Below are 25,975 nucleotides of genomic sequence, written 5' to 3' on the forward strand. Positions count from 1 at the left end.
AACGTGACAGTGCCCGATCGAGCGATCACGAACGAAGAGAAGTCGGACTTAACGACCACTCAAGCCGCTTTACACGACATAGCAGCCTCGGGGACAGCGTCGCGTCAGTCCAAGCAGCCCGGGACTGGGTTCTGACTTCCCCGGCAGTTGGCGGGAACGTTCTCGGAGACGACGAGGTCGCCGAAGGTACGCACCTGACCTTGGTTGTAGATTCCGCCAGGCTCGGCCTGCGAGGTGTTCCGCCTGACCTTGGTGTCGGTCAGCGTCACGGAGCCATCCGCAATGAAAACGCCCCCGGCCCTGCGGGACGCGGCCAGAGCTCGGTTGCCGTCCACGCGTGAACGCCGTAGAGCCACCTCTTGGGCGACGTTGATGTAAATACCGCCGCCGTCCGCGATCGTGGCGGTGTTGTTCTGCACCTTCGAGTCCTCCAACAGCGCGTTCCCCTCGATGTAAAGTCCGCCACCGAAGGTGTGGGCCGTGTTGTTGCTGACAGTGGTGTGGCGCAGGGTCAGGATGCTGGCGCCCTTGTTCATGATGCCGCCGCCGTCGTCTGCAGCTTGGTTGCCATCGACGACCGAGTCGATCAAGTCGAGGTTCGCGCCGCCGAAGTTGTAGATCGCGCCACCGGAATTGCCGTTGGCCCGGTTGCCGTTGAGGGTGCTGCCCTCGACCACAGATCGGGCCTGCAGGTGCAGCGCGCCACCCGTGTTGGTGGCGACGTTCCGGAGGAGATGGGAGTCGACAACGGTCAGCGCGCCGGAGGCATCGTTGTAGACAGCACCGCCGTCGTAGGCGGTGTTATCCACGAGCATGCTGCGTGCAATGTGCGTCACTCCCGAGTTCGCAATCGCGCCGCCGTTCGCTGAAGATCCATCGCCGCCGGAGTTGCCCTTGAGGGTGACCGTGTCCAGGTTCAGGCTGCCGCCCTTCTGTACCAGGACAGCACCACCTCCTGAGCCGGGCGCGGCGTGGCCGCCTGATAGCGTCAAGTGACGTAGAGTGAGGGCGCCGCCCGTTTCGACCTCCATGATCCGGAAGCTTCCGGCCGTGCTCGCCCGCTTGATGGTGGCGCCGTTCCCGTCGATGGTGATCTGTTGAAGCATCGCGGGAAGAGCGTTGCCGCTGCGTTCGGAGTCGATGGAGTACGTGCAGCCCTTGGCAAGAACGATGAGGGTTTCCGCCCTCGTGTTGGCCTGGTTGATCGCTTCGACGAGACGGGCGGGATCGCAGCGGACGTGGAGGACTTTCCCATCGGCGCCGTGACCCGGCACCACAGCCGGTGACCCCACGACACCAGGGGCGGCAACGGCTGGGGCCGCCACACCCGCCACCACGAGGAAAGCAGCAGTTACGGCCGGCACGCGGACCTTGGAGCGCTTCAAGATGACATCCCATCAGAGATTCCGATTGACACCCAGCATGCCTGCCCGCCTGCAGGTGGAGACCACACCGGCCGAAAGAGGGATCGGACAAGGCGCGCGGGTGAACTTGTTCCGCTTTGACGGACGCCTTGGTGCCTGAGTTCCGCAGTTGGCAGTGTTGCCTAAGGGCTTGCAGATCATCAAGGTGTTGCTTCCCGACCTGGGGCTCGTTGGTCTGGTAGGCGCATCCCGGACGAGACCCGTGACCAACTCTTCGCGAAGTTCGCGGTGTTGTTCCCGCATCTGGACGAGCGGCAGCGGCGGCTGTTGATGGGGGCCGAGGCCCGGCTGCTGGGGCATGGTGGCATCCGCGCTGTCGCTCGGGCGGCCCAGGTCAGTGAGACGACGGTCCGCGATGGCGTGTTCGAGCTGGAATCCGGCGACGAGCTGTTGGGGCGGGTCCGGCGTCCCGGCGGAGGACGCAAACGGGTCGCCGATCTGGACCCGGGGCTACGGCCGGCACTGCTGGCGCTGGTCGAGCCCGATGAGAGCGGCGACCCGATGTCGCCGCTGCGGTGGACGTTGAAATCGACCCGTACGCTCGCGGCGGAGCTGGCCCGGGCCGGGCACCGGATCAGCGCCGATACCGTGGGTGACCTGCTGCGGGAGGAAGGCTTCAGTCTTCAGGCCAACGCGAAGACGCTCGAGGGCAGTCAGCATCCGGACCGGGACACCCAGGGCGGATTCAACTGGGAGCAATGCTCGGAACCTGTGGATCGGCCTGGGGCGGGGTGCCTCGTGGGATGCGGAGGGCGTACCTTCCCGGGTGATCGACTCATGGTCACCGAATGGGCCCGCGTTCGAGCGCGGGTCGGGAAGGCACGCCCGTGCTCAGCGTAGTCAACGAAGACGGCACCACCGAGTCTGGTATCTCTCTGATCGACGAGATCGTCCGGGAGGGCGCCCGGCGGATGCTCGCGGCAGCCCTGGAGGCCGAGGTCGAGCAGTACATAGCCGAGCTCGCTGGCCAGCACGACGAGCGGGGCCGGAGGCTGGTGGTCCGCAACGGCCGTCACCGGCCCCGGTCGGTGACCACGGCCGCGGGACCGGTCGAGGTGGCCGCGCCGCGTGTGAACGACAAACGAGTCGACGCTGGGACCGGCGAGCGGGAACGGTTCTCCTCGAAGATCCTCGCGCCGTGGTGCCGGAAGTCCCCGAAGGTCAGCGAGGTCCTGCCCCTGCTCTACCTCCACGGCCTGTCCTCGGGTGACTTCGTGCCCGCACTCGAGCAGTTCCTCGGCGGCACGGCCGGCCTGTCACCGGCGACGGTGACCCGGCTGACGAAGCAGTGGACAGCAGATCATGCCGTCTTCCAGCGCCGTGACCTGGCGGAAACCGATTACGTCTATGTGTGGGCCGACGGCATCCACCCCAAGATCCGTCTGTCCCAGACCCATTCGTGCCTGCTGGTCTTGATGGGCGTCCGCGTCGACGGCACCAAGGAGCTGATCGCGATCGCCGAGGGGCTGAGGGAGTCCACCGAGTCCTGGGCGGATCTGCTGCGGGACTGCCGCCGGCGCGGCATGCGCGACCCGGTCCTGGTCACCGGCGACGGGGCAATGGGGCTGTGGCGGGCCCTGGCGGAGGTGTTCCCCGCCGCCCGCCATCAGAGGTGCTGGGTTCACAAAACCCGCAATGTCATGAACGCGCTGCCGAAATCCGCGCAGCCCGGCGCGAGGAAAGCCCTCCAGGAAATCTACAACGCCGAGGACCGCACCCACGCCCAGAAGGCGGTCACCGCGTTCGAGAAGACGTACGGGGCGAAGTGGCCGAAGGCGGTGAAGAAGATCACCGGCGAGGTCGACGAGCTGCTGGCGTTCTACGACTTCCCCGCCGAGCACTGGATCCACCTGCGGACCACGAACCCCATCGAATCAACGTTCTCCACAGTCAAGCTCCGGACCAAGGTCACCCGCGGCGCCGGCAGCCCCACCGCCGCCCTCGCCATGGTCTTCAAGCTCGTGGAATCCGCCCAGGCCCGCTGGCGCGCGGTCACCGCACCCCACCTCGTCGCCCTCGTCCGAGCCGGCAACCGCTTCGAGAACGGTCACCTCGTCGATCAGGACGAGACCCTCGCGGCATGAACCACCTCAGCTGATCCACAACTCTTGACTATTGCTCTTCAACTGGTCGTCGCAACACCTCGTGATCGTGGAGGTGTGGGGTGGTTCGTCGTCAGCAGGCAGCGGACAGGGCGGTGCGTCCGAAGTTGAGGTCTCCGGGGCATCCGAAGTACCAGCGTCATGTCGAGGCGGCGTTCTGGACGGAGATCGCCAAGGGCCTTCTTGCCGAGGAGGCCGCGGCCGTCGTCGGCGTGGCGCCGGCGGTCGCGACGCGCTGGTACCGCCAGTGTGGCGGCATGCGACCGTTCGATCCGAAGCCGCCTTCGGGCAGATACCCGTCGTTTCGCGAGCGGGAAGAAATCGCGCTTCTCAAAGCCCAGGGCAAAGGAGTGCGCGAGATCGCTCGAGATGTCGGTCGTGATCCTGGAACGAGTTCCCGGGAACTGAGGCGCAACGCGGCCACGAGAGCCGGCAGGCGTGACTATCGGGCGTCCGTTGCCCAGTGGAAAGCCGACATGGCTGCACGCCGCCCGAAAGCGGCAAAGCTCGTTGCCAACCCGCGGTTGCACGCCTACGTCCAGGAGCGACTGTCCGGTCAGATCAGCACGCCATGCGGCAGGGCTATCGCAGGTCCTGCAACAGGCAACTGGACGGGACGGAACAAGCCGCATCGCGCGGATCGGGCATGGGTCCAGGCTTGGAGTCCGGAGCAGATCGCGAACCGGATCAAGCTGGAATTCCCGGATGATGAGTCCATGCGCATCAGCCACGAGGCGATCTACCAGGCCCTCTACATTCAGGGCCGCGGAGCGCTGAAACGCGAGCTCATTCTGTGTCTTCGAACCGGTCGCGCTCTGCGTGCGCCGCGGGCGCGTTCACGCCGGAAGACCTGGGCGCACGTGACGCCGGAAGCGTTAATCAGCGAGAGGCCCGCCGAGGTCGAGGACCGTGCTGTTCCCGGCCACTGGGAAGGGGACCTGATCATCGGGCTGGAGCGTTCCGCGATCGGCACCGTAGTCGAGCGGTCGACCCGGTTCACGATGCTGGTCCACCTGCCCCGCGAGGAAGGGTTCGGGACAATCCCCCGAACGAAGAACGGCCCCGCCCTGGCCGGTTACGGAGCGATCTCCATGAAGAACGCACTCGCCAACACGATGTCGACGCTGCCCGAGCAGCTGAGGCGCTCTGTGACATGGGACCGCGGCAAAGAGATGTCGGCACACACGCAGTTCCGCATCGAGACCGGTATCCCTGTGTTCTTCGCCGATCCACACAGCCCATGGCAGCGAGGCACAAACGAGAACACGAACGGGCTCCTGCGTCAGTACTTCCCGAAAGGCACCGACCTTTCACGCTGGTCCGCCGAGGACATCGAAGCTGTCGCCCACGCACTGAACACCAGACCACGCAAGACACTCGGCTGGAAGACCCCAGCCGAGGCACTCAACGAGCAAGTACTGTTGCTCCAACAGGCCTGTGTTGCAACGACCGGTTGAGTCCAAGGAGTACACATCAGCCGATTTCCGCCACGAGATAAGGCAGTTGAACCGGCCTTCTTGGCGCCCTTGGACACCAGCCAAGCCTAGGCCCCCAGGCTAGCCCGTACACGGGTATATGAAACAGGCAGTCAAGCTCAGCGACTGTGGTGATGGATTGACATGGAGGCGCGGAGGGTCAGCGGTTTGCCTTCCGGGTCCCGGCGTGCTCTGTGGCGATGTAGTCGTAGACCACTCGGGCCAGTTCCTTTACGGTGTCGGTTCCTGCGTCGTACGGGCCCGAGGTCAGGAATGCGACCGCGATCGGGGTGTTGGGGATGAGGTAGTAGCCCACATCGTGCGAGACGTCGTCGAGGTCTCCGGTCTTGTGGGCGACGGGGACACCTGACGGCAGGGCTGCAGGGATCTTTTCATTGAGTGTCTGTTCCAGCATGAAGCCGAGCATCAGCTGCCTGTTGGTCTCCGACAGCACCTGGCCGTCCCACACCGAGCCGAGCAGAGAGATCACGTCGTCGGGGCTGGTGTAGTTCTCCGGGCCGACTTCTAGCATCTTGCGGGCCAGGACGGTCTCACGCTGGTTCATCGAATCGATCAGTGCGTTGACCGGTGCGAAGCCACCCAGGTAGTCGATCAGCACGTTGGCGGCGGTGTTGTCGCTGTACTTGATCATGTACTGAGCGAGCCGGTATAGAGTCACCTCCTGCGGAAACGTCTCGTACTGCAGCTTGCCGGTTCCACCGACCACGTCGGACGGCTCCACCAGGACGGTGTCGGTGTACCGCGCCTGGCCGCAGTCGATCCTGCGCATCAGTTCCGCCAGGATCCACAGCTTGATCAGGCTGGCCGCCTTCGGCCGGGAATGTCCGGCGATGCTGATCTGCTTGTCGCCGAAGCGGCCGGACAGGTCGCGCACGGAGACGGCCGCGGTGACAGGTGCGGCGTCGACGACGGCTTGGAGCCGCTCTTTCAGCGGCAGGAGGTGCCGGCCCGCCGCCGGATCGGTGGGGGGTTGCGGGTTGGTTACCGTGGGGCCTTCGAGACGGTCTCGGCCTGCCTGGAGAGTGCCGGTCTCACGACCCCGCAGCGGAACCTGGAAGCGGTAGAGCTTCCCGTTCACCCGCACCTGCCCGGTCGCCACACCGTCCTTGACTCTCATACCCGGGCTGCTGACGCGGCCGGTGTCCGCGGTGCACGACCGGTAGCGCACGGTCCGGGCGTCGGCGTCGAGGGAGAGGATCCCGTCCCCAGCCGGCATCCAGACAAGAGAAGCCCTCCTGGCGTCGGGAGGCGAGGCCGGCGGGCCAGAGGCCGCGGCGGAGAGTGATGCGGGCAGCAGGGCGGTCAAAGCCATACATACGAGCGGGGCCGCATACCAGCGTGCCATCCAGAACCTCCGGTGCGAACACTATGCGTTACGAACTGCACGAAGAGTAGTCAGCCGGCTGTGGCCTGCCGATCAGACACGCAGGGCGGACCCGCGCGCCAAGACCGAGTCCTATGAGCTCGTAAAACGATCGTGAGTTGTGTTGCTTGAGGTGTCTCCATCGGATGGGTGTGAGGGGCTCCGCGTTTTCCGGACAGCCAACAATTAGTTAATTCAGGCTATGAGGTTCCCCCGCTTCGCCATATGGGACCAGATCACCGGGGTCACCGTCATGCCCACCACGGCCTAACCCAGCGCGACCACTCTGCCCCCACCATGCCCTGACGCACCATCAGCCAGCCAGCCCACGAACAACTTGACAGCACCCTGGCGAATGGTCCGGGGCCGGTCCGCCGGCCACGGGCCCCTTGCAGACCATCGCCCCTTGCACGGCAGAGCCCCTTCGAGAGCCCGTATCCACCGGCTGGTCCCCCGATCGGTCCATGACCGGACCTCCGAAAGCGCGAAGAGTGTGCCTCGCAACATGCAGGCGCCTCCAACGGGGATCCGGCCTGGAACGCGCTCAGAAGGAGACAGGGCATGAAGTCGATCATTGCAACGGGCATCGCGACAACCGCCATCGGAGCGGCCGCACTGATGCTCCCAGGTGCCGCACCGGCGTTTGCGGCGGGTCCCACGATCCACAACCTCACGGCCCCCGCCATCAACAACGTGACGGCCCCCGGGATCCACAACGCCACGGCCCCCACGACCGGTGGGACGACCGCCGACGGCGACTCGGGCAGTGGCACGGCCACGGACGGCGGGAGCACGGATCCGGGCATCCCCGGCGGCACCGGGAAGGTCCAGTTCAAGTCGACGGCCCTCGGCCGGAAGAACATCCTCACGCCGGACAACATCAACATCTCCGGCACGTGCCCCTCCGGCACCGACACCGTGGCATCGATCACTTCAGCAGCCTTCGACGGTCCGGCGACGATCACCACCAATGCCGGCTCGGGCTTCGAAGCCACGGCAAAGGTGAAGTCGGGCCTCACCCCGGGAGAGCAGTCGGTCACCGTCACGTGCACCGCTGCGAGCCAGGTCCCGGGAGCCCCGCCGGTCAGTGAGGCGTTCCAGAGCACTTTCAACGTCGCGCTTCCCTACACCCCGCCCGTTGACCCGGGGACGATCCAGTTCAAGTCGACGGCCCTCGGCCGGAAGCAGATCCTGACGCCGGACAGCCTCAACATCTCCGGCACCTGCCCCTCCAACGCCAACGCTGTGACGTCGATCACCTCGAACGCCTTCGCCAACCCGGATGGCCCACCCCCGGGGAAGGCGACGATCACCACCGCCGACGCCTCGGGCTTCAGAGCCACGGCAGAGGTGCTCCCGAACCTCGCCCCGCGGACGTACCCCGTCACCGTCACATGCTCGGTGCCGAGCACGACTTCGAACGGCAATCCGACCAGCGAGACGTTCACCGGCAGCCTCTCCGTCGCGCTTCCCTACTCGCCGCCCACCCCCACCCCCACCCCCACTTCCACCCCCACGCCGCCCCCCACGCCCGTGACCCCGTACATCCCCAAGGGCGCGCCCGACACTGGTGTCGTGACCGGCGGCGGGCACCAGAGCCCGCTCGAGGAGACCGGTGAGGGCCTCGGTGTGGCCGCCGCCATCGGAGCGGCCGGACTCCTGGGCCGCCGCTGGCTGCGGGTGCACCAGCGGTGAGCGGCCACCCGAACCAGCCGATGTCAGGCTTCCCCGGGGCCCCCGGGGACCCGGGGCCGCCCGGGGAGCCCGGAGTGCCCGCCGGGCGCGACCGGCGGAAGGCCCGGCGGCTGTGGGTGGGCGCCGGCATGGTCCTGGTGGCGGCCGCCCTGACCGCCCTCGCCTTCGCGGGGCACGGCGGAACCTCTACGGCCAGCGCCGCGGGCCCGGCGGGGGCCGCCCAGCCGGCCGCCATGACCCGCTCCGTGCCGGAACGCATCGAGATCCCCTCGATCGGCGTGGACAGCAAGATCGTGCCGCTGGGGCTCGCCGCCGACGGCACGGCCAAGGTGCCCCCGATCGCGGCGGACTCCCCCGCCGGCTGGTGAGACGGCTCCCCCACGCCCGGTGAGACCGGTGCCAGTGTCCTGCTCGGGCACGTCACGGTGGGCTCGTACGGCAAGGGCGTCTTCTACCGGCTCCGTGAACTCCAGCCCGGCGCCCAGATCAAGACGGTCCGGGCGGACGGCAGCACGGCGGTTTTCACGGTGACCAAGTCGCAGGTCTACCCCAAGTCCCAGTTCCCGTCCGATGCCGTGTACGGGGCCACCAGCACTCCCCAGCTGCGGCTGGTGACCTGCACGGTCCCCGCCGGTCCGGCCGGCAGCGGCTACCGCGACAACCTCGTCGTCTACGCGGCCCTGGCCTCCGCCACTCCCTGACCGACGGCCGCACCCGGCGGGGCCCTGTCACGTTGTCGGCGGTCTGGGATGATCTTCGGGTCTCCGTCCGGCGGGGGGTGGGGTTCGTGTCGTCTGTTGTGCCGTCGTACAAGAATCACCGCTACCCGGCGGAGATCATTTCGCACTGCGTGTGGCTGTACTTCCGGTTCCCGCTCTCCTTCCATTTCCATGAGGTGGAGGAGATGATGCTCGAACGGGGCGTGATCGTCTCCTACGAGACGGTCCGGCGGGGTGCTGTCACGTTGTCGGTCGTGTGATCGCTGGGGGGTGCGAGGAAGCCGTCGGCGGCTGGTTGCTCAGGCCGCGGAGGGCACGGCGGCGACGCCGGTGATCTGGTCCCAGACGGTGAAGCGGAGGCTCATTTCGAAGCGGTGGCGGCCGGCGGTCATGAAGTCGCGTCCGGTTCGGAAGTGGGGTGAGATCCCGGTGAACGCGGACAGGAACCGCTGCGCCAAGCCGACACTGCGGAATCCTTTCATCGCGCGTTCGCGTTGCCGGGTGGGCTGGTGGGAGTTCTCCGCCCGGTTGTTCAACCCCTTGTGCGCACGGTGCTCCACCGAGGGCATCACCTCACGATGCGCAGCACCGTACGACTTCAGCTTGTCGGTCACGACCACCCGCGGCACCGTCCTGGTGGCCTTCGTCAGCCGGCGGAAGAAACGCCTGGCCGCGGCCTTGTCACGCCGATTCTGGACCAGGATGTCGAGGACGTTGCCGTCGGCGTCGACGGCCCGCCACAAGTACTTCTGCACCCCGTTGACCTTGATAAAGACCTCGTCGAGGTGCCACTTGTCGCCGGGCTGTGGGCGCCTGCGGCGCAGCGCCTTGGCGTAGGCCTGCCCGAACTTCCGACACCAGCGGCGGACCGTCTCGTAGGAGACGACCACGCCCCGCTCGAGCATCATCTCCTCCACCTCGCGTAAAGGAGAGCGGGAAGCGGAAGTACAGCCACACGCAGTGCGCGATGATCTCGGCCGGGTAGCGGTGATTCTTGTACGACGGCACAACAGACGACACGAGCCCCGCCCCACCCCGGAAGACCCCAACCCGAAGATCATCCCAGAGCGCCACCGGCAACGTGACAACGCCGGGCTGACAGCATGAATGGATGGATGCATTTGACTTGGACGAGTTCGTCGTGCGCCGGGCGAGTGAGTCGGATGCGGACGCGTTGATCGGGATCGACACGGTCGCAGTCGAAGGCAGTGACGAACGGCAGGCGAGCATCCGAAGGTGGTGCCGGCAAGGCCTGGCGATCGTGGCGGAGCACGCGTCCGGCCCGCTGGGCTACTGCGTGGTCGAGTACACGTTCTTCGACCAGGGCTTCGTCACCATGCTGATGGTGGCACCGGCCGCCCGCAGCCAGGGCGTTGGCCAACTGCTGCTGCACGCCGCTGCGGCCTCGTGCACGACCCCGAAGCTGTTCACCTCGACCAACCTCTCCAACCACGCGATGCAACGCCTGCTCCAACGCGTCGGATGGGCCCCAGCGGGCCTTCTCCACGGCCTCGACGAAGACGACCCCGAACTGTTCTACCTCCACCGTCAGCAGACCGAACCCACGCACCCATAACCCTGCGGCGTCCCGTGCACGCGCGCGAATACGAGGTGGTCCCGACGGGTTCAGCCGAGGTGCCGGGGCGGGTCAGGACCTCGGCGAGGCGGTCGATGGTCTGCAACAGGAGTCGGTAGTACACCCAGGTGCCCCGCCGTTCGGAGTCGATCAGCCCGGCCTGCTTCAGCAGCTTCAGATGATGGGAGATCGTCGGCTGGGACAGCTCGAAGGCGGGGGTGAGATCGCAGACGCAGATCTCCCCGCCGTCCCGCGAGGCGATCATCGACAGCAGCCGCACCGGGTCGCCTAGTGCTGTGACCGGAAAGGTTTGCCGGGTTGTTCGTTGTGCTGGTTGGTAATGCTTCCCCGGACCAGTGGGGAGGCGGGATGGCGAAACCGGTCCGGTTCGCGGGCTGACCGAGCAGGAGGGGCAGAAACTCCAGCACATCGTCCGGCGGGGCAGTACGAGTTCGGTGCGGTTTAGACCGACCGGCAATAGGCAGCCTCTGTCGAGTGATCGAGCGCGGTGGATGCAGTGCGGGCACGGGTCCACGTGATCATGGAGTTCTCTACGCTCAGTGATCACGAAGGACGGCCGTGCCCGCGCTGCCATCTTGCCTGCTCGAACCCCTCTGGGACCAGTTCTCCGCCCTCCTGCCCGCCCGGCGAGAGTTCGCTGCGGACCACCCGCTGGGCTGCCACCGCCGCCGGATCGCTGACCGGACGGTCTTCGAGCACGTCGTGCTCGCGCTGGTCCACGGCTCAGGCTACGAGCGCATCTCCACCCCCGGATGCTCCGACCGCACCATCAGACGCCGCGTCAAGGAGTGGTCTGAACTGGGGATATCCGAGAAGGTCCACGCACTGGCTCTCGAGGCGCACGACCGGATGATCGGTCTCGGGCTGGGCGAGATCTCGGTGGACGGCTGCATCACCAAGGCCCCGTCCGGCGGTGAGAAGGCGGGACGCTCCCCGGTCGACCGGGGCAAGCAAGGACTGAAACGCTCGGTCGCCTCCGACGCCTGCGGTGTCCCGATCGGAATCGTCTCCGCCGGCGCGAACCGGCACGACTCACCCCTGCTGGGCCCCACCCTGGAGGCGGCGAAGGCACAGGTCGGCGCAATGCCGACGGCGGTCAACGTCAACCTCGACCGCGGCTACGACAGCACCACGTCCCGTGCGCTTACTGACTTCAGCTCTTTGGGGTGAATGTTTGCGAAGTCCCTGATGGGTCTGGGTGGGTGGCTGTATCCGTGGTGTGTGAAATATGCGGATGGGGGCGGGCTGACTCCTGCGGGACGTCGGCGCCGGGAGACGGTTCGTATGCAGGCGGCTGAGCTGTTCGAGCAGAAGATCAATCCGTCGGAGGTCGCACGGCGGCTTCGGGTGAGCGTGAAGTCGGCTTATCAATGGCATCAGTTGTGGCGGGATGGTGGTGTTCAGGCTCTGGCCTCCCGCGGTCCGAGCGGTCCACGGTGCCGTCTGTCCCCGCGGTGTCTGGAGAAGCTGGCCGCGTATCTGGAGCAGGGCCCGGCCGCTCATGGCTGGGTGGAGGACCAGGTGTGGACCGCGTCGAGGGTGGCCACGCTGATCGGCCGGAAGTTCCACGTCACCTACAGCGTCTCGGGCGCTACCCGGTTGATGCACCGGCTCGGCTTCAGCCCGCAGGTCCCCGCCCGGCGGGTCGCCGAACGCGATGAGCAGGCCGTGAGTATGTGGCGGGAGGCGACCTGGCCGGAGGTAAAAGGGCGAGGGCGGCCTGCGGGGGCTACGTCTGCTTCGAAGACGAAGCCGGGTTCACCCGCAGGCCGCCCCGGGGGCGTACCTGGGGCCGGCGAGGAGTGACTCCGGTCGTCACCATCAGCGGCCGGCGGTCGGGACGGCTGTCGGTGGCCGGGCTGATCGCGATGCGGCCAGGCTCGAGGACCCGGCTGTGTCACCGCCTACGGACCCATCCCGCGGGCAAGGGAACACGTCGCAGCATGAGCGAGCGGGACTTCATCGCGCTCGTCGACGGAGTCCACCAGCTGGTCAGGGCACCGATCGTGCTGGTCTGGGACCGGCTGAACACCCACGTCTCCCGCAGGATGCGCGACTTCGTCGCCGAGCGTGAATGGCTGACCGTGTTCCTGTTGCCCGCCTACTCACCCGAACTCAACCCAGTCGAGTGGGTATGGGCCCACGTCAAACGCAGCCTCGCCAACCTCGCCGTCATGGCCCTCGACCGCCTCGAAGCCCTCGTCCGCAACCGCCTCAAACGCCTTCAATACCGGCCCCACACCCTCGACGGCTTCATAGCCGGCACCGGCCTGACCCTCGACGCACCACCCTCACCCTGAAAAGCCGAAGTCAGTATAGCCGAGTTCGGATTCACGGCCGAGATCGCGCGTAAGGGCGTGCCAGCCCCGATCCAAGCCGGCAAGCGCTGGGTGGTCGAGCGCACGCACTCGTGGATGAACGACTACGGCAAGCTGCGGCGCTGCACAGAGAAGAGCGGCAGCATCGTGGACTTCTACCTGTACCTGGCCGCCGCCCTCGTCACGCTCCGCATGCTCATCCGTCGAGCAACGAGCCGCTACCGCTGGGCCGACCGCCCCACCACCCGACGCCTCAAGTGATCCATTTGCCGGTCGGTCTTAGGCGGGCGATGATGCTGCTGGCTTCGGCCGGCGGGAGCACGGTCCCCGTCATAGCCCGCCTGGTACAGGCGGACGAGGACACCGTCCGCGATGTGATCCACAAGTTCAACGAGATCGGGCTCGCATGCCTGAACCCTCGATGGGCGGGAGGCCGTCCCCGCCTTCTCCACCGTGATGACGAGGACTTCGTCGTCCAGACGGCCACTACTCGTCCGACCGTGCTGGGCAAGCCCTTCACCCGCTGGTCGATCCGAAAGCTCGCCGATCACCTGCGGCGCAACCATGCCCGCCCCATCCCCATCGGCCGAGAGGCACTGCGGTGCTTACTCGCCCGCCGCGGGATCTCCTTCCAGCGCACGAAGACCTGGAAGGAGTCCCCAGATTCGGACTTCGACTCCAAGCTGGGCCGGATCGAGTACGCGATCAACGAGCGGCCGGACCGCACGTTCGCGTTCGACGAGTTCGGGCCTTTGGGAATCCGCCCCACCGCAGGCTCCTGCTGGGCCGAGCAGTCCCGGCCCGACCGCCTGCCGGCCACCTATCGGCGCACCCATGGCCTCACCTACTTCCACGGCTGCTACTCCGTCGGCGACGATCGGATGTGGGGCATCAACCGGCGCCGCAAGGGCATCGACCACACCTGGGCCGCCCTGAGGACGATCCGGGCGGCCCGCCCGGACCGCGCCCCGATCTACGTGATCCTGGACAACCTCTCCGCCCACCTCAACTGGAGAATCCGCAGGTGGGCGGCGAATAACAAGGTCGAGCTGTGCTTCACCCCGACCTACGCGTCCTGGGCCAACCCCATCGAGGCTCACTTCGGGCCGCTACGGCAGTTCACACTGGCCAACTCGCACCATCCCAACCACACAGTCCAAACCCGGGCCCTGCACGCCTACCTGCGCTGGCGCAACCAAAACGCCCGCCACCCCGACGTCCTCGCCGCCCAACGACGTGAACGCGCCCGCATCCGCAGCGAAAGAGGCATCCGCTGGGGCGGCAGACCACTCTCAGCAGCGGGCTGACCGCCCAACCCGGCGAACCTTCCCGGTCAAGGCACTAGCGCCTGAACACGCGCGCTAGATCGGCTGCGGCCTCTTCGTCCAGCGGGGCGGTCAGCAGGGTCGGACAGCAGGCGTCGGCCGCGTTCTGGCCGAGCACCACAAGCTCTTGTTTCGACATTCTTCTATGTTGACGTTCTTCGATATAAGGCGCAAGGTTGAATCGAAGAACGTGAATGCAAGCTGTTCCGGGCCCCGCCAGGCCCCGTTACCCAGGAGCCAGTCATGACCGAGCAGTCCACCGACCTGCACGAGACCGTCCGCCAGCGCTACGCGGCCGCCGCGGTCCAGGTCACCGAGGGCGGTAGCGCCTGCTGCGGGCCGGCCGCGATCGAGATCGACGACAACTTCGGCTCCGGCCTCTACACCGGCGGCGAGTGTGAGGACCTGCCCGCAGAGGCCGTCGCCGCCTCCCTCGGTTGCGGCAACCCCACCGCCGTCGCCGATCTGCACGAAGGCGACCGGGTGCTAGACCTCGGCTCCGGCGGCGGTATCGACGTCCTGCTCTCCGCCCGCCGCGTCGGACCCACCGGCAAGGCGTACGGCCTCGACATGACCGAGGAAATGCTGGCCCTGGCCCTCGCCAACCAGAAGAGGGCCGGCGCCACCAACGTCGAGTTCCTCAAGGGCACCATCGAAGCCATCCCCCTGCCCGCCGCAACGATCGACGTCGTGATCTCCAACTGCGTGATCAACCTGTCCACCGACAAGCAGGCCGTCTTCACCGAGACCTACCGCGTCCTGGTCCCCGGCGGCCGGATCGGGATCTCCGACGTCGTCGCCGACGACACCCTCACCCCCGCCCAGCGGGCCGAACGCGGCGACTACGTCGGCTGCATCGCGGGCGCCCTGTCTTTCACCGAGTACCGAGCCGGGCTCGAAGCAGCCGGGTTCACGGACATCGAGATCACCCCCACCCACACGGTCGCGGACGGAATGCACTCCGCCATCGTCAAGGCCGCCAAGCCCCACACCCAGGACATCAGCACCGAGCCGGAGACCGCTGCTTCCGCCATGCCCGCCAGGTCGGACTCCGCGGCCGGCTGCTGCGGGAGCTGACAGGCGGCGTCCAGTCCGTCCCGTCGTCATCGTCGCCGAGCCCGGCGGCGTCCGGGTCCCGCAGGGGGCGCAAGGCCCCTGCGGCCGGGGTGGAGGCGGTGAAGCCGTAGCGGCCGAGCACGTTGAGGGGGCCCCGCCGCAACCATGCGGCGGGGCCCTGAGCGTTGGTGCGGGGCGGGGGTCAGACCTTGTCGAAGTAGGCGGTGAGGTGGCAGCTGCCCTTGAGCTCGAGCTGGAAGACGGAGGGCGGGTTGGCGGCCATCCCGCCGTCCACGACGATGCGGCTGAGGCGGTAGCCGGCGGCGGGAGTCGCGGTGATCTTGACCTTCGTTCCGGCCAGGAAGAGACCGCCTCCGCCCTCCGCGATCACCGTTCCGGTGGCCACGTCGCTGGAGACAGCGGAGAGGGCGACACCCTCGGGAGCGGCGCCGGGCCGGGTGCGGTACTGGGACAGGACCGGGCCGGTCAGGTTCATCACCCGACCGGCGTCTGCCGCGTCCTCCCGGGGCAGGGCGGCGCCGCGGGGCGCGTTGTTGAAGCTCTGGCGGGGGTTGGAGTACCACTGCTGGACCGTGCAGCGCGAAGCGGACGCGCACGTGTTCTTGTAGCCCATGACGTCGACCCAGGTCCGGTCGGCGGGCAGGAAGCCACGGTTGTCGGGGTAGGACGGATTGCGCTGGGCGTTGACGGTGTCGTGGAAGAGACCGAAGTTGTGCCCGATCTCGTGCGCCAGGGTCTCCGTCATGAACTGGAAGAGGTTATGCACGCCGAAACCACTGACATCACTGTTCCCGGAACTGGCCTGGGGGGTGGCGACTACGCTGGTGGAGCTGTCACCCGTGAACGAAGGACGCATATGGCTCGCCCCTACCACCCCGGACCGAAACAGTTCGTCTTCGCCGCCGATGACGGCAACTACCAACGGGTCTCCGTGGGCGACCCCCAGGAAGCCTACGTGGCGTTCTCCGCGTTCTTCCGTGACCGGGACTCCGACACCTACACGATCAGTGACGAACCGTCGGGGCAGAGTCTGGTGCTCATGCCCGGGCAGGGTGTGATCTCCCGGATCAAGGATGCGGGCCGTACCCGGTCGGAATACCTCCAGGTCGACAGGGGAAATCGCTACCTTCCGAGCGCGATGCTGTTCTTCGAGAACGGATACGCCGGGCTCGACCGCTTCGGCCAGTGGTTCTCCGACCGCGCCGACCTCTACGCGTCACCGGAGACCCGCGGCGCCGCCCGCGCGGCCGCGATCACGACGGAAGTAGCGGCGATCCAAGAAGTCGGGCGGATCTGGGCGGATTCGGGCTGTGTGGACCCGAGCGACCAGTACTACGTCTTCTTCGACTCGCACGGTGTCGACGACGACCGGGCCGAGCGAGCCGAACTGCTCGAGTTGATCGGCTTCCTGGGCCTCGAACGGGTCGACGCCCCGGCCGGGGCCGCCGGAGGCGAAGTCTGGGTGCGCACCGACCCACGCCTCGACGTCGAATGCGCGCGGTGGTCGTGAACACCGTTTTCACGCGCCGGAGCAGCTGGATCCCGAACGTGATCCGCGAGGACGGCGAGCTGAAGCTGATGCTCGGCGCCGGCGCCGACGCCAACCACGATCCGCGCACGTTCACGTTCCCGATCGGTGAAGCCCATCTCGCGGTGATCCGGGAGGACCTGGCCAGACACCTGCTGCTGTGGAGCGCGGTCCTTCCGCTGTGCGACGCGGCCAGAACCCGGGACCGGCTCGACGAGAACGCCGCCGTCGCGCTCCTGGACCCGCTCCTCCTCGGCGCGCCCGCGGAGGTCGACGCGCTCTTCCGGCGCGTCCCGTGGGACAGGAGCCCGCTCATCGCCCACGGGGCCGACATCGGTCTGCTCGAGCGCGGCCAGGTGTGCGCGGCCATGCGCGCGGCGACAGAGACGTCGAACGGGAAACGAGCTCAGGAGTACCACGCGGACCGCCGTCGCGCCGAGCGCGGAGCCGTCCTCGGTCCGCTCGACGCCGCGATGCTGAGGTACACGGGCCAGTACCTGCACGGCTCGACGGTTCCGAGGCGGTTGCCCGACGCCGTCGACCCCGCGCTGCTGCCCGAGGTCATGCGGGTGATCGCCACCGCGGAGCGGGCCTGCGCCGGACTGCGGATCGGCCGCGATCCGCGACGGGGAAAGCGCGCCACGGACAAGCGCGACTGGACTCGGATGGAGACGACGGTCGAAGCGGCCGTGCGCCGTACACACCCCGGGCTCGTCGACGACGCGGTGCGCACCGTGACCTTCCTGATGTGCTCGGAGGCCGCGGACCGCTCCCGGAGCACACCCATGGAGGATGACGAGGAAGCTGCCGGCCACCGCGCCGACTCCGGCGGCAGCGCGAGGAAGACGGTCCTGTCGTTCACCGACGACAAGGGCGTCGAGAAGAAGTGGCGGCGGGACGGCCCCCGCACTGCCGCCGCTGAGTTCTGGGAGTTCGTCGGCGATCGCTCTGCCGCGGACAACGAAGTGTTCACCATCGAGGACGAGGAGATGGGCGAAGGGATCCAGCTCCACTTCTACGCGGACTCCATCGCCCGCGTCACGACGCTCCGCAAGGGTGAAGGCGGGGCGGAGCCCGAGTACCGGGTCGAGTACGGCCTGGTCGACGGAATCGCCGGGTACCGGGACCTGGTGAGCACCTTCGTCCGCGGCGGCTGCGCCGCGCTCGAACAGCACGGTCCCTGGATGCCGGACGTCGCCGAGTTCGAGCGCGCGCGTCGGCGGCGCGCCGCCCGGTGACCCCGGCGCACCTCGACCGCGGCACCGGGAGGGGGCCTCAGGGCGGAGCGTCGCCCGCCTCGCGGTGCGCTCGGGCGACCTGCGCCAGGTCGCCGAGCCGGTCCAGGCCCTTCACGGCTTGGGCCGTGCGGGGGTTCCCCGCCAGGCGTGCGCGGTGCCGGTCGAGGAAGGACCAGTAGCCGACGGTATAGGGGCAGGCCCGTTCTCCGGTGCGGTCGGTGGGCCGGTACCGGCAGCCCTCGCACAGGTCGCTCATCCGGTGGATGTAGGCACCGCCCGAGGTGTAGGGCTTGGTGGTCATCAGCCCGCCGTCCGCGTACTGGGACATGCCCCCACGTTGGGCGGCATCACCCAGTCGTAGCCGGAGTGGAGGAGAGCCTCCGCGATCTCCTGCACGCGGTCCAGGGTGATCCCGGTGCGCTGCTCGACGGCCAAGGGATGGTCTGTGGGCTCGAGCTCGACGAAGGGTCGTTCTGCGACCGGGCGGGTGTGCACGTGCGTCTCCAGGTTGAAGGGTCGCGGTCGGGTAGACCGGCAGGTCGGTGGTGAGCCAGCCGAAGTACGGCTCCTCGGCCTCGCGGCCGGGGGGGATCCCACAGATCCGCAGCCCGGGAGAAGCTCTCGCGTCTCAGCGAGACCCAGACGCCCCAGGAGAACACCTCGCCGCTGCCAATGACCGGTATCTCGATCATGTCCTTGACGAGGAACACAGCCGGTCAGCCGAGACCGTGCGCGGCGAGATCGGCCGGATGGAGGGGCTGAGCGCGTCCGTCGGGCTCTCCGGAAGTCTGCCGGTCCGGTTGTGCCCCGCATGCGAGCAGGACATCGATCCAGCCCGGTATCACGCCCATGATTCCTGCTACGTCTGCTATCAGTCCGTCGATGAAGACCACCGGCAACGGCGGGCACAGGTTGAGATCAGATCGCTGAAGTCGGAGCTGACCGACCTCGACGATGTCGTCACGCGCACCCTGGCCGACCTCGGGGCAGCCCGAACCCTGCAAGAGGAGTTCCAGGGCAACCAGGCCGAGCTCGCACAGCAACTCAACGACGGGCGGGCCGCTCAACTCGTGCCCTTCGTTGCCGCCCTGGAAGAACTCGCCGCCCAGATCGCACGGCTAGAGCACAAGCTGACAGCATTCCCGGCCATCGAAGCCATCTTTTCAGCGCCGCGACCAGGCCCGCAACGCTTTAAGCGCCGCACAGCAGGTGGTCAACGAACTCGAGAGCAAGCCTGCAACGCCCCGCACGCGGGCGCGTCGCCCGTGGTGCGGTGCTCGGCGTTCGCAGATCGGATGAACGAGTTCTTGGCGGAATTCCGGGGAGACGCGTGGTTGGGCCGCGACGTGTCCATCCGACACTCCGACCTGACCTTCTACGTCGGTACGCGTCCGTGGGACCAAGCTCTGGGTGCCGAAGCCAAGGTGCTGTTCTTCCTCGCCTACAGCTACGCGACACTCTTCCTTGACCGCGACCTGGACGAGGAATGCGCCTTTCCGGGCCTGCTCCTTCTCGACAACCCCTACCCAGCAGGGGATCGACGAGAACGTCGTGCGCCGCGTGCTGCACAAGCTCGCGCAGGCCGCTCGCGACACCGGCACCCAAGTCATCAGCACCCAGGCACACCCGCCGCAGGCAGACGCGAAAGCCATCCGGATGATCCCCATGCCGCGGGTGTACGCCGCCCCGTAAGCGGCCGATGCATGGCCATACGAGTCCACGAAGATTCTGTTCCACGCCCGGAGGCAGGACCGTAAACGATGGCCGATGCACTCCGGTGCTCCGGCTCCTGCCTGCCCTCTGGCTCCACCGCTGCGGCCTCCCCACCACCGGCCCCTCCCTGCCGCACTCCGCGGTATAGCTCGGCGGCACGGACTGACCGACCACAGCCGACATCGACGTGCTGACACCCGCCGACACCGGCAAAGCCCCCACCGAACCCGCCGGCCCAAACCGGGCAGACCTGTGGTCCCGCCACAAGACCTCCGGCCAGGTCCTCGACCACCCCAGCAACGGCGCCGCACGCCTCGCCGACCCCCGGACACTCACCGGCGACACCTGGACAGCGGCCGGGCGGCCCCTGGCCACCTCGCTCGGCGACGGCAACGGCGACGGACTGGCCGACCTCTGGTTCACCACAACCTACGACCCTCAGTCCCAACGGAGCGGCGACCTGTACTTCCAGCCCGCCACTACGACCGGATGGGGCACACCCGTGGAGATCGGCAACGCCGGCTGGGGCTACATCGAATCCCTCTCATGACGGAGCGGCAGCGTTGCTGCACCCGGCACTCCGAGCAGCCCGGTAGGGCCCACAACCACTCCGCTCGGCCCCGCTGGGGTCTGCCGGAGCTGAGCCTGGCAGACCCCGGGGAACGAAACCGCACCAGCGCCTCTTCGTCAATCCCAGGGCACTCGCCGAGACCGGCTTCGCACTGACCAGTCCCCCGCGCTCGCACGGGGGTCCAGGGTGCCCGAGCGCCGCAGGCTGTTCAGGATCACGGCGCCAGCCACCGGACCAGCCTCACGCCCGTATATCCGGACCACAGCACCTACCGGCGCGGAATGCTGCCGCGCAGGTACACGACGCGATGACGAGGATGAGGTTCAGCTCGCCGGCGCGGGCCAGCCCGCCAGCGGCCAGCAACAGGGCAGGGGCGGAACCAGGTGCTGATCAGCTGCGCGGCAGTCGGCGAGCTCTGGAGCGGCCACGATCATGCAAGCGGAGGGTGCGGGGAACCTGACCGATCAGGGTGGTCAGCGTGTCCACCGGCTCACGCCGACCGTGACGGCCAGCAGGATCGCCGGTGCCGCGGAGGTGGGCGGCGGACGCGCTCGCGTTGCGCCGGTCGCGGCCGGGGTGGCGATCAAGTCGGTAGAGCTGTCAGAAGCTTCACATGGCCCTGGGCAAGTTTGGGGCCCGGAGGGAGACGGCGTACATGACCGTGCCGAAAATGCGATGAGCTGCGATAACGCACCGTGGCACAGTGGCCGCATGTCCAACGATATCGCCTATCCCGTTTTTTGCACCCCCGACCTCGCGCTCGCCCTGAGCACCGCGCGCCACCTCATGGAGTTCGGCCGCCGCGAGTACTCCGAGGTCTCCGTGTCTGTGCAACTCCCCTCTGTCGCCGAGGTGCGGCGGGTGGCGGAGGAGCTGCCCGGGGTGTGGTTCCAGGGGCAGGAAGAATGCGGGGAGTTCGAGGGGGTGTCGTTCGAGGACCAGCCCGCCCTGGTCGTCGGTGTCCAAGCGACCGGTCTGCCGGCCGACCCGTCCGCGTACGAAGGGCGGCTGCCGGTCGAGTGCTCGCTGGTCGACCAGCCGGTCGACAGCATCGAGGACGCCTTCGCGGCAACGATCGGCGCGAACATCGGCGAGATCTGCTGGGCGAGCCTGTGCTGGCCGGACGCGCCCGAGGCGGGATTCGCCGGCGAGTCCAAGCACGCCGAGGTGACGCTCCTCCTGAACACCCGTACCCGCGACCTCGACCTGCCGGCCGACGACCACACCGTCCTCGTCCACATCCGCAGCGCCCTGTTCAACGGCCGGCAGACGCGGGAGCCGTATGCACACTGGCTCGCCGAACAGGTGGGACTCACGATCATCGGGCCCGGGCATCGCTTGTAAGGCAGTCAGCGCCCGCCACGACGGGTTTCGGTGTCTGGTTTGGTTCACTTTCAGCAGCACCGTGTCCCGGTGGCAATCAGGTACACACAATCCGGATGCTGTTGGTGATCTTAGAGCCTGGTGATGATGGGGCCAGGGGTTCGAGTGGGGGTTTCTGTGGCCTGGGAGGCATGGAGAGAGGGGCCCTCTGGAGAGTTTTTCGTTGCCACGAACAACCCCGGAGGACCCCGTGCCGCAGTTGTACCAACTTGCCGCGCCTCACCGCAGACAGCTTCACCCGCCCCGCGTGCAGGTGTCTGCCGTGCCGGTTCGGGAACGTGCCGTCCGGGGCGCCGGTGCACGAGCGGGCCTTCGAGACGGATATGACCGAGGCCGAGTGGGACGAGGTGCGCGCGGCCATCCCGCCGCCGCCGTGGATGGAGGGGCGCGGGGGCCGGCCGGAGGAGTATTGCCACCGGCGAATGTTGGACGCGCTGCGCTATCTCGCGGACAACGGGGGAAAGTGGCGTTCGCTGCCCGAGCCGTTCCCGCCGCCGCGCAAGGTCTTCGACTTCTTCCGCCGCTGGGTACGCCAGGGCGTGTTCGCCATGATCCACTCCTTGCTGGTGAAGGAGATCCGCCGCCGCGAGGGCCGTGCCGAACAGCCGACGGCCGCGATCATCGACGCGCAGTCACTCAAGGCGGCCGAGACGGTGGGTGCCGCGAGCCGTGGGTTCGACGGCGGCAAGCAGGTCAACGGGCGCAAGCGGCACATCGTCGTCGACACCCTCGGCCTGGTCCTGCTGGTGGCCGTCACCGCCGCCGACGTGAACGACCGCACCGCGGCCATGGCCCTCTTCGACCGTCTGCGGCTGCTGTTCTCCCAGGTCACCAAGGTCTGGGCGGACCACGTCTACGACGGCGAACTCGTGCCCTGGGCCCGCCGGCACCTCGGTTTGGACTTGGAGATCCCTGTGCACCCCGGCCGCCGCAAGGCGCAGGGTTTCAAGGTCATCCCCAAGCGGTGGATCGTGGAACGCACGCTGGCGTGGATCACTCGGCGGCGTCGCTGCGTGCGCGACTACGAACGCCGCCTGGACCACCACGCCGCCTTCGTCCTGCTCGCGGTGGGCATCGCCATGAGCCGCCGACTGGCCGGCCGTGCCGACGCCCCTGCCCGGCGGGTCAGCCGGGCAGCCTGGTGAACCTCCCGTCGCCTCGCTTCACGATCCACCCTCGGGCCGCCAGCCGGGAACACACGTCCCGCGCCCGCTGCTGACGCGCCGGCGTCGCCTCCCAGCCCAGTTTCTCGGCCACTTGCCGCGCCAGCACCGGACCCTTCACCTCCCGCACGACCGCCAGCGCCGCCCGATACACCCCGGGCAGCACACTCTCGTCCCGTCCCGGCTCCCACGACGCCACCGCTCCACGCACCACCGGCGTCTCCTCGCCGACCGCCACCTCTTGCGTTCGCACGGGCCGGACCGGCGAGGATGCCCCGGCCGCGTCAGCGATCTCCTCCACCTCCGTCAGCACCGGACTCAACACGGCCGCCTTATCCGTCAGTTCCAACCGCTCCTCCAAAGCGAGGCGCAGCCGGCGCACCGCGTCCTCCTCCGCGCTCGCCTCAGCCAGCCAGAAGTCCACCTGCTCCTGGGCCTCGGCCAGCAACGCCTGCCACTCCATGGCCTTCCCCCGCGCCAGCTCGGCCTTCGCCGTCATCAACGACACCACGGACACCATCGAGACCTCCCGCATCACTCCCGGAACCTCTCGATGCCTCTCCCCGCACCCCGGCCTCCACCCACCCGACGGAGACGATCACCCGCCAGAGCGGCCCCACTCGCACTGGCTAACCCTTGATCACCAGGCTCTGACAGCACCGTCCGCGGTGTACCCGAAGGACCGATCACACCAGCCTTTTGGCCTGGCACTTCAAGTTGGCGGCAACTCACTGCTCACCACCGGACACGGGACGTGGTTGTGGTGCCGGTGGCGCACCCTCGCGTGGCGGTGGACGATGGAGTGACTCACCCCGCTTAGGAGGAGCAGATGTTCACACAGGTACTGGTCAAAGGAGCGGTAGCCGCTCTGCTGGTGGGAGCCGTGGTGGGCGCTCCGACCGTGGCAGCGTCGCCTGCGCAGACCCCGCCCCCTTGTGGACCCGCTGTAGTGGTCACCGTCAAGACCACCGTGGATCTGCAGCTGGACTACAAGGACCTGGACCTACCGCTCGTCTTCCAAACGATGCCTCCGGACAGCATCACTGGCGGCAATCCCGGCTCCTGGACCGTCTCCTCGTGCCCGGGCTCGAAAGGGCCCAACGACGCGAAGATCGGATATGGCTCACACGACGGAGGCAGCAAGGTCGAGGTAGAGACGGAGTTCGGCGACTATCCCTCCCGCACAAGTTGCTCTGTGACCGGCAAGCTGAAGTGCAGTGTGGACACCGGCGAGGGCCTGGCCCCGACGGTCAACGTTTCATCGTAACGGCACCGCCACCTTGTCCGGCGGTCTGGGTCTGAAGCTGAACGGAAAATCGGGTGTTGTCACGTTATCGAGGGCGTGGTCGCCTGAGGGTGCGTCAGGGTGTGACAGTGCCTGTCGTCGGCTGTGGTTCAGGACGTAGCGGACATGCCGGTGGTGCCGGTGATGTGGTTCCAGATGGTGAAGCGGATCCTCATTTCGAAGCGGTACCGGCCGGCCGTCTTCAGGTGCCGGTGGGGCCGGAAGTGGGGTGAGATCCCGGTGAACGCCGACAGGAACCGCTGCGCCCCGCCGACGGTGCGGAACCAGGGCTGAGAGCCTGGTGATGATGGGGCCAGCGGTTCGAATGGGAAGTTCCGGGGCCCAGGAGGCATGAAGAGAGGGGCCCTCTGGAGAGTTTTTCGTTGCGACGAAACAACCCCGGAGGACCCCGTGCCGCAGTTCTACCAACTCGCCGTTCCTGCCGACAACTTCGCCACCCGTGCGTGTCGGTGTCTGCCGTGCCGGTTCGGGAATGTGCCGTCGGACACGCCGGTGCGCGAGCGGACCTTCGAGACGGATATGACCGAGGCCGAGTGGGACAGGTCCGCACCGCGATCCCGGTGCCACCCTGGATGGACGGGCGCGGGGGCCGGCCCGAGGAGTACTGCCACCGCAGCATGCTGGACGCACTGCGCTATCTCACCGACAACGGAGGCAAGTGGCGTTCGCTGCCGGAGCCGTTCCCGCCGCCGCGCAAGGTCTTCGACTTCTTCCGCCGCTGGGTGCGCCAGGGCGTGTTCGCGCAGATCCACACCGTGCTGGTCAAGGAGATCCGCCGTCGTGCCGGACGCTCCGAGCAGCCGGCGGCCGCGGTCATCGACGCGCAGTCCCTCAAGGCAGCCGAGACGGTCGGCTCCGCGAGCCGGGGCTTCGACGGCGGTAAGCAGGTCAACGGCCGCAAGCGGCACATCGTCGTCGACACTCTCGGTCTGGTCCTGCTGGTGGCCGTCACCGCGGCCGATGTGAACGACCGGACCGCCGCGATGGCCCTCTTCGCCCGCCTGGCCCTGCTGTTCCGGCAGGTCACCAAGGTCTGGGCGGACCACGGCTACGACGGCGAACTCGTGCCCTGGACCCTGCGGACCCTCGGTATCGACCTGGAGATCCCCGAGCACCCCGGCCGCCGCAAGGGCCACGGTTTCAAGGTCATCGCGAAACGGTGGATCGTGGAACGCACGCTCGCGTGGATCACCCGGCGGCGCCGCTGCGTCCGTGACTACGAACGCCGCACCGACCACCACGCCGCGTTCGTCCTGCTCGCGGTGGGCATCAACATGAGCCGGCGCCTGGCCGGACCCGCCGACGCCGCGGCGCGGAAGGTCAGCCGGGCAGCCTGGTGCACTTCCCGTCACCCCGCTTCACGATCCACCCCCGCACCGCGAGGCGGGAACACACATCCCGTGCCCGCTGCTGACGCGCCGGACTCGACTCCCAGCCCAGCCGCTCGGCCACCTGCCGGGCCAGCACCGGCCCCTGAGCCTCCCGCACGACGGCCAGCGCCGCCCGATACACCTCCGAGAGCACGCCCTCTCCCAGACCCGGCTCCCACGAGGGCACCGGCACACCCGCCGCCGGCCCCTTCCCCGCCGCCTTGGCACCTCCCACCCGGACCGGCACGGACTCGACCGCATCGGCGGCTTCCTCCACATCCGTGATCACCGGGCTCAACGAGGCCGCGGCCTCGACCAGTTCCGACCGTTCCTCCAGGGCCAGACGCAGCCGGCGCACCGCGTCCTCCTCCGCCGTGGCCTCTGCCAGCCAGAAGTCAACCTGCTCCTGAGCCTCGGCCAGCAACACCTGCCACTCCGTCGCCTTCCCCCGCGCCAACTCGGCCTTCGCCGTCATCAACGACACCACGGACACCATCGAGACCTCCCGCATCGCTCCCGGAACCCCCTCGATGCCTCTCCCGACCCTCCGACCACCACCCGCATCAAGAAAACGATCACCCGCCAGA

Annotated in this window: 20 protein-coding genes and 11 pseudogenes; 21 read left to right on the forward strand and 10 right to left on the reverse strand. The window is 67.9% G+C overall.

All coding sequences use genetic code 11. The features are described from left to right. Positions 1-104: 104 nt before the first annotated feature. Entirely contained in the window at positions 105-1,385 is a 1,281-nt protein-coding gene (locus OG435_RS00425) for a right-handed parallel beta-helix repeat-containing protein (protein ID WP_266874732.1), read from the reverse strand. Between the two features lie 309 nt (positions 1,386-1,694). Here OG435_RS00425 and OG435_RS00430 point away from each other — a divergent pair. The 3 genes and pseudogenes from OG435_RS00430 to OG435_RS00440 all read left to right on the forward strand — a co-directional run. Continuing rightward, positions 1,695-2,102 (forward strand): annotated as a pseudogene (locus OG435_RS00430) (ISAzo13-like element transposase-related protein); the annotation flags it as partial. Positions 2,103-2,251: 149 nt separating this feature from the next. After that, positions 2,252-3,508 carry an IS256 family transposase gene (locus OG435_RS00435; RefSeq protein ID WP_266874713.1) on the forward strand — a complete coding sequence of 419 codons (1,257 nt, stop codon included), beginning with the start codon at positions 2,252-2,254 and terminating at the stop codon, positions 3,506-3,508. An 80-nt stretch (positions 3,509-3,588) separates the two neighbouring features. Continuing rightward, positions 3,589-4,983, forward strand: coding sequence for an IS30 family transposase (locus OG435_RS00440; protein ID WP_430625546.1), 1,395 nt, complete (start codon positions 3,589-3,591; stop codon positions 4,981-4,983). A 178-nt stretch (positions 4,984-5,161) separates the two neighbouring features. Here OG435_RS00440 and OG435_RS00445 read toward each other — a convergent pair whose 3' ends face one another. Then, complete coding sequence (locus OG435_RS00445) at positions 5,162-6,121, reverse strand: serine hydrolase (RefSeq protein WP_266874733.1); 960 nt, start codon at positions 6,119-6,121, stop codon at positions 5,162-5,164. 825 nt (positions 6,122-6,946) lie between these two features. Between OG435_RS00445 and OG435_RS00450 the strand changes: the two genes are divergently transcribed. The 4 genes and pseudogenes from OG435_RS00450 to OG435_RS00465 all read left to right on the forward strand — a co-directional run. Then, positions 6,947-8,080: a hypothetical protein gene (locus tag OG435_RS00450; RefSeq protein WP_266874734.1), complete on the forward strand. Its 1,134-nt coding sequence runs from the start codon at positions 6,947-6,949 to the stop codon at positions 8,078-8,080. A gap of 74 nt (positions 8,081-8,154) precedes the next feature. Beyond that, on the forward strand, positions 8,155-8,448 hold the full coding sequence (locus OG435_RS00455; protein ID WP_266874735.1) for a hypothetical protein: 294 nt from the start codon (positions 8,155-8,157) through the stop codon (positions 8,446-8,448). 57 nt (positions 8,449-8,505) lie between these two features. Further along, positions 8,506-8,781: a sortase domain-containing protein gene (locus OG435_RS00460; RefSeq protein WP_266874736.1), complete on the forward strand. Its 276-nt coding sequence runs from the start codon at positions 8,506-8,508 to the stop codon at positions 8,779-8,781. Positions 8,782-8,867: 86 nt separating this feature from the next. Continuing rightward, a pseudogene (locus tag OG435_RS00465) lies at positions 8,868-9,032 on the forward strand (IS6 family transposase); the annotation flags it as partial. A gap of 66 nt (positions 9,033-9,098) precedes the next feature. On the opposite strand, the pseudogene OG435_RS00470 reads toward OG435_RS00465, so the two are convergent. Next, positions 9,099-9,819 (reverse strand): annotated as a pseudogene (locus OG435_RS00470) (IS6 family transposase). A 106-nt stretch (positions 9,820-9,925) separates the two neighbouring features. Here OG435_RS00470 and OG435_RS00475 point away from each other — a divergent pair. Next, positions 9,926-10,375: a GNAT family N-acetyltransferase gene (locus OG435_RS00475; protein WP_266874737.1), complete on the forward strand. Its 450-nt coding sequence runs from the start codon at positions 9,926-9,928 to the stop codon at positions 10,373-10,375. 31 nt (positions 10,376-10,406) lie between these two features. On the opposite strand, the pseudogene OG435_RS00480 reads toward OG435_RS00475, so the two are convergent. Next, positions 10,407-10,670, reverse strand: a pseudogene (locus OG435_RS00480) (ArsR/SmtB family transcription factor); the annotation flags it as partial. A gap of 284 nt (positions 10,671-10,954) precedes the next feature. Here OG435_RS00480 and OG435_RS00485 point away from each other — a divergent pair. From OG435_RS00485 to OG435_RS00505, 4 genes and pseudogenes are all read left to right on the forward strand, one after another. Then, positions 10,955-11,539, forward strand: a pseudogene (locus tag OG435_RS00485) (transposase); the annotation flags it as partial. Positions 11,540-11,617: 78 nt separating this feature from the next. After that, a protein-coding gene (locus tag OG435_RS50590; RefSeq protein ID WP_430625547.1) for an IS630 family transposase occupies positions 11,618-12,696 on the forward strand; the annotation gives its coding sequence in 2 pieces (ribosomal slippage) (positions 11,618-12,119 and positions 12,119-12,696; 1,080 coding nt in all). Between the two features lie 36 nt (positions 12,697-12,732). After that, positions 12,733-12,975 (forward strand): annotated as a pseudogene (locus OG435_RS00500) (IS5/IS1182 family transposase); the annotation flags it as partial. 11 nt (positions 12,976-12,986) lie between these two features. Continuing rightward, positions 12,987-14,021, forward strand: a pseudogene (locus OG435_RS00505) (IS630 family transposase); the annotation flags it as partial. A gap of 40 nt (positions 14,022-14,061) precedes the next feature. On the opposite strand, the pseudogene OG435_RS00510 reads toward OG435_RS00505, so the two are convergent. Beyond that, positions 14,062-14,178 (reverse strand): annotated as a pseudogene (locus tag OG435_RS00510) (transcriptional regulator); the annotation flags it as partial. Positions 14,179-14,282: 104 nt separating this feature from the next. Between OG435_RS00510 and arsM the strand changes: the two are divergent. Then, a complete protein-coding gene (gene arsM / locus OG435_RS00515; RefSeq protein ID WP_266874739.1) occupies positions 14,283-15,116 on the forward strand; it encodes an arsenite methyltransferase in 834 nt (277 codons plus the stop codon). Between the two features lie 181 nt (positions 15,117-15,297). Here arsM and OG435_RS00520 read toward each other — a convergent pair whose 3' ends face one another. Further along, positions 15,298-15,972 (reverse strand): InlB B-repeat-containing protein, encoded by a 675-nt coding sequence (locus tag OG435_RS00520; protein WP_266874740.1) that lies wholly within the window; start codon positions 15,970-15,972, stop codon positions 15,298-15,300. On the opposite strand from OG435_RS00520, the gene OG435_RS00525 reads away from it, so the two are divergent. Both OG435_RS00525 and OG435_RS00530 read left to right on the forward strand, forming a co-directional pair. Further along, positions 15,973-16,626 (forward strand): DUF6357 family protein, encoded by a 654-nt coding sequence (locus tag OG435_RS00525; protein ID WP_266874741.1) that lies wholly within the window; start codon positions 15,973-15,975, stop codon positions 16,624-16,626. Beyond that, positions 16,608-17,882: a DUF6357 family protein gene (locus OG435_RS00530; RefSeq protein ID WP_266874742.1), complete on the forward strand. Its 1,275-nt coding sequence runs from the start codon at positions 16,608-16,610 to the stop codon at positions 17,880-17,882. The genes OG435_RS00525 and OG435_RS00530 overlap by 19 nt, the downstream gene beginning before the upstream one ends. A 37-nt stretch (positions 17,883-17,919) precedes the next feature. On the opposite strand, the pseudogene OG435_RS00535 reads toward OG435_RS00530, so the two are convergent. Next, positions 17,920-18,245: pseudogene (locus tag OG435_RS00535) on the reverse strand (cryptochrome/photolyase family protein); the annotation flags it as partial. Next, positions 18,243-18,589, reverse strand: a pseudogene (locus OG435_RS00540) (DUF2199 domain-containing protein); the annotation flags it as partial. The pseudogenes OG435_RS00535 and OG435_RS00540, both read right to left, overlap by 3 nt. A gap of 21 nt (positions 18,590-18,610) precedes the next feature. On the opposite strand from OG435_RS00540, the gene OG435_RS00545 reads away from it, so the two are divergent. The 4 genes from OG435_RS00545 (at position 18,611) to OG435_RS00560 (ending at position 22,694) form a co-directional block, all read left to right on the forward strand. Beyond that, a complete protein-coding gene (locus tag OG435_RS00545) occupies positions 18,611-19,639 on the forward strand; it encodes a hypothetical protein (protein WP_266874743.1) in 1,029 nt (342 codons plus the stop codon). A 143-nt stretch (positions 19,640-19,782) separates the two neighbouring features. Continuing rightward, positions 19,783-20,145, forward strand: coding sequence for a hypothetical protein (locus tag OG435_RS00550; RefSeq protein ID WP_266874744.1), 363 nt, complete (start codon positions 19,783-19,785; stop codon positions 20,143-20,145). A 732-nt stretch (positions 20,146-20,877) separates the two neighbouring features. Beyond that, positions 20,878-21,510 (forward strand): hypothetical protein, encoded by a 633-nt coding sequence (locus OG435_RS00555; protein WP_266874745.1) that lies wholly within the window; start codon positions 20,878-20,880, stop codon positions 21,508-21,510. Between the two features lie 317 nt (positions 21,511-21,827). Then, a complete protein-coding gene (locus OG435_RS00560) occupies positions 21,828-22,694 on the forward strand; it encodes an IS5 family transposase (protein ID WP_266874746.1) in 867 nt (288 codons plus the stop codon). Here the strand turns inward: OG435_RS00560 and OG435_RS00565 are convergent. Further along, positions 22,675-23,232 (reverse strand): hypothetical protein, encoded by a 558-nt coding sequence (locus OG435_RS00565; RefSeq protein WP_266874747.1) that lies wholly within the window; start codon positions 23,230-23,232, stop codon positions 22,675-22,677. The two genes, OG435_RS00560 and OG435_RS00565, sit on opposite strands and share 20 nt — an antisense overlap. A 309-nt stretch (positions 23,233-23,541) precedes the next feature. Here OG435_RS00565 and OG435_RS00570 point away from each other — a divergent pair, with 309 nt between their 5' ends. Further along, positions 23,542-23,979: a hypothetical protein gene (locus OG435_RS00570; RefSeq protein WP_266874748.1), complete on the forward strand. Its 438-nt coding sequence runs from the start codon at positions 23,542-23,544 to the stop codon at positions 23,977-23,979. A gap of 128 nt (positions 23,980-24,107) precedes the next feature. Here OG435_RS00570 and OG435_RS00575 read toward each other — a convergent pair. Next, positions 24,108-24,281: pseudogene (locus tag OG435_RS00575) on the reverse strand (IS6 family transposase); the annotation flags it as partial. 297 nt (positions 24,282-24,578) lie between these two features. Here OG435_RS00575 and OG435_RS00580 point away from each other — a divergent pair. Beyond that, on the forward strand, positions 24,579-25,673 hold the full coding sequence (locus OG435_RS00580) for an IS5 family transposase (protein WP_430625548.1): 1,095 nt from the start codon (positions 24,579-24,581) through the stop codon (positions 25,671-25,673). The last annotated feature ends 302 nt before the right edge of the window (positions 25,674-25,975 follow it).

It is taken from the genome of Streptomyces sp. NBC_01264 (genome assembly GCF_026340675.1).
In the GTDB taxonomy this organism is placed as follows: Bacteria; Actinomycetota; Actinomycetes; order Streptomycetales; family Streptomycetaceae; genus Streptomyces.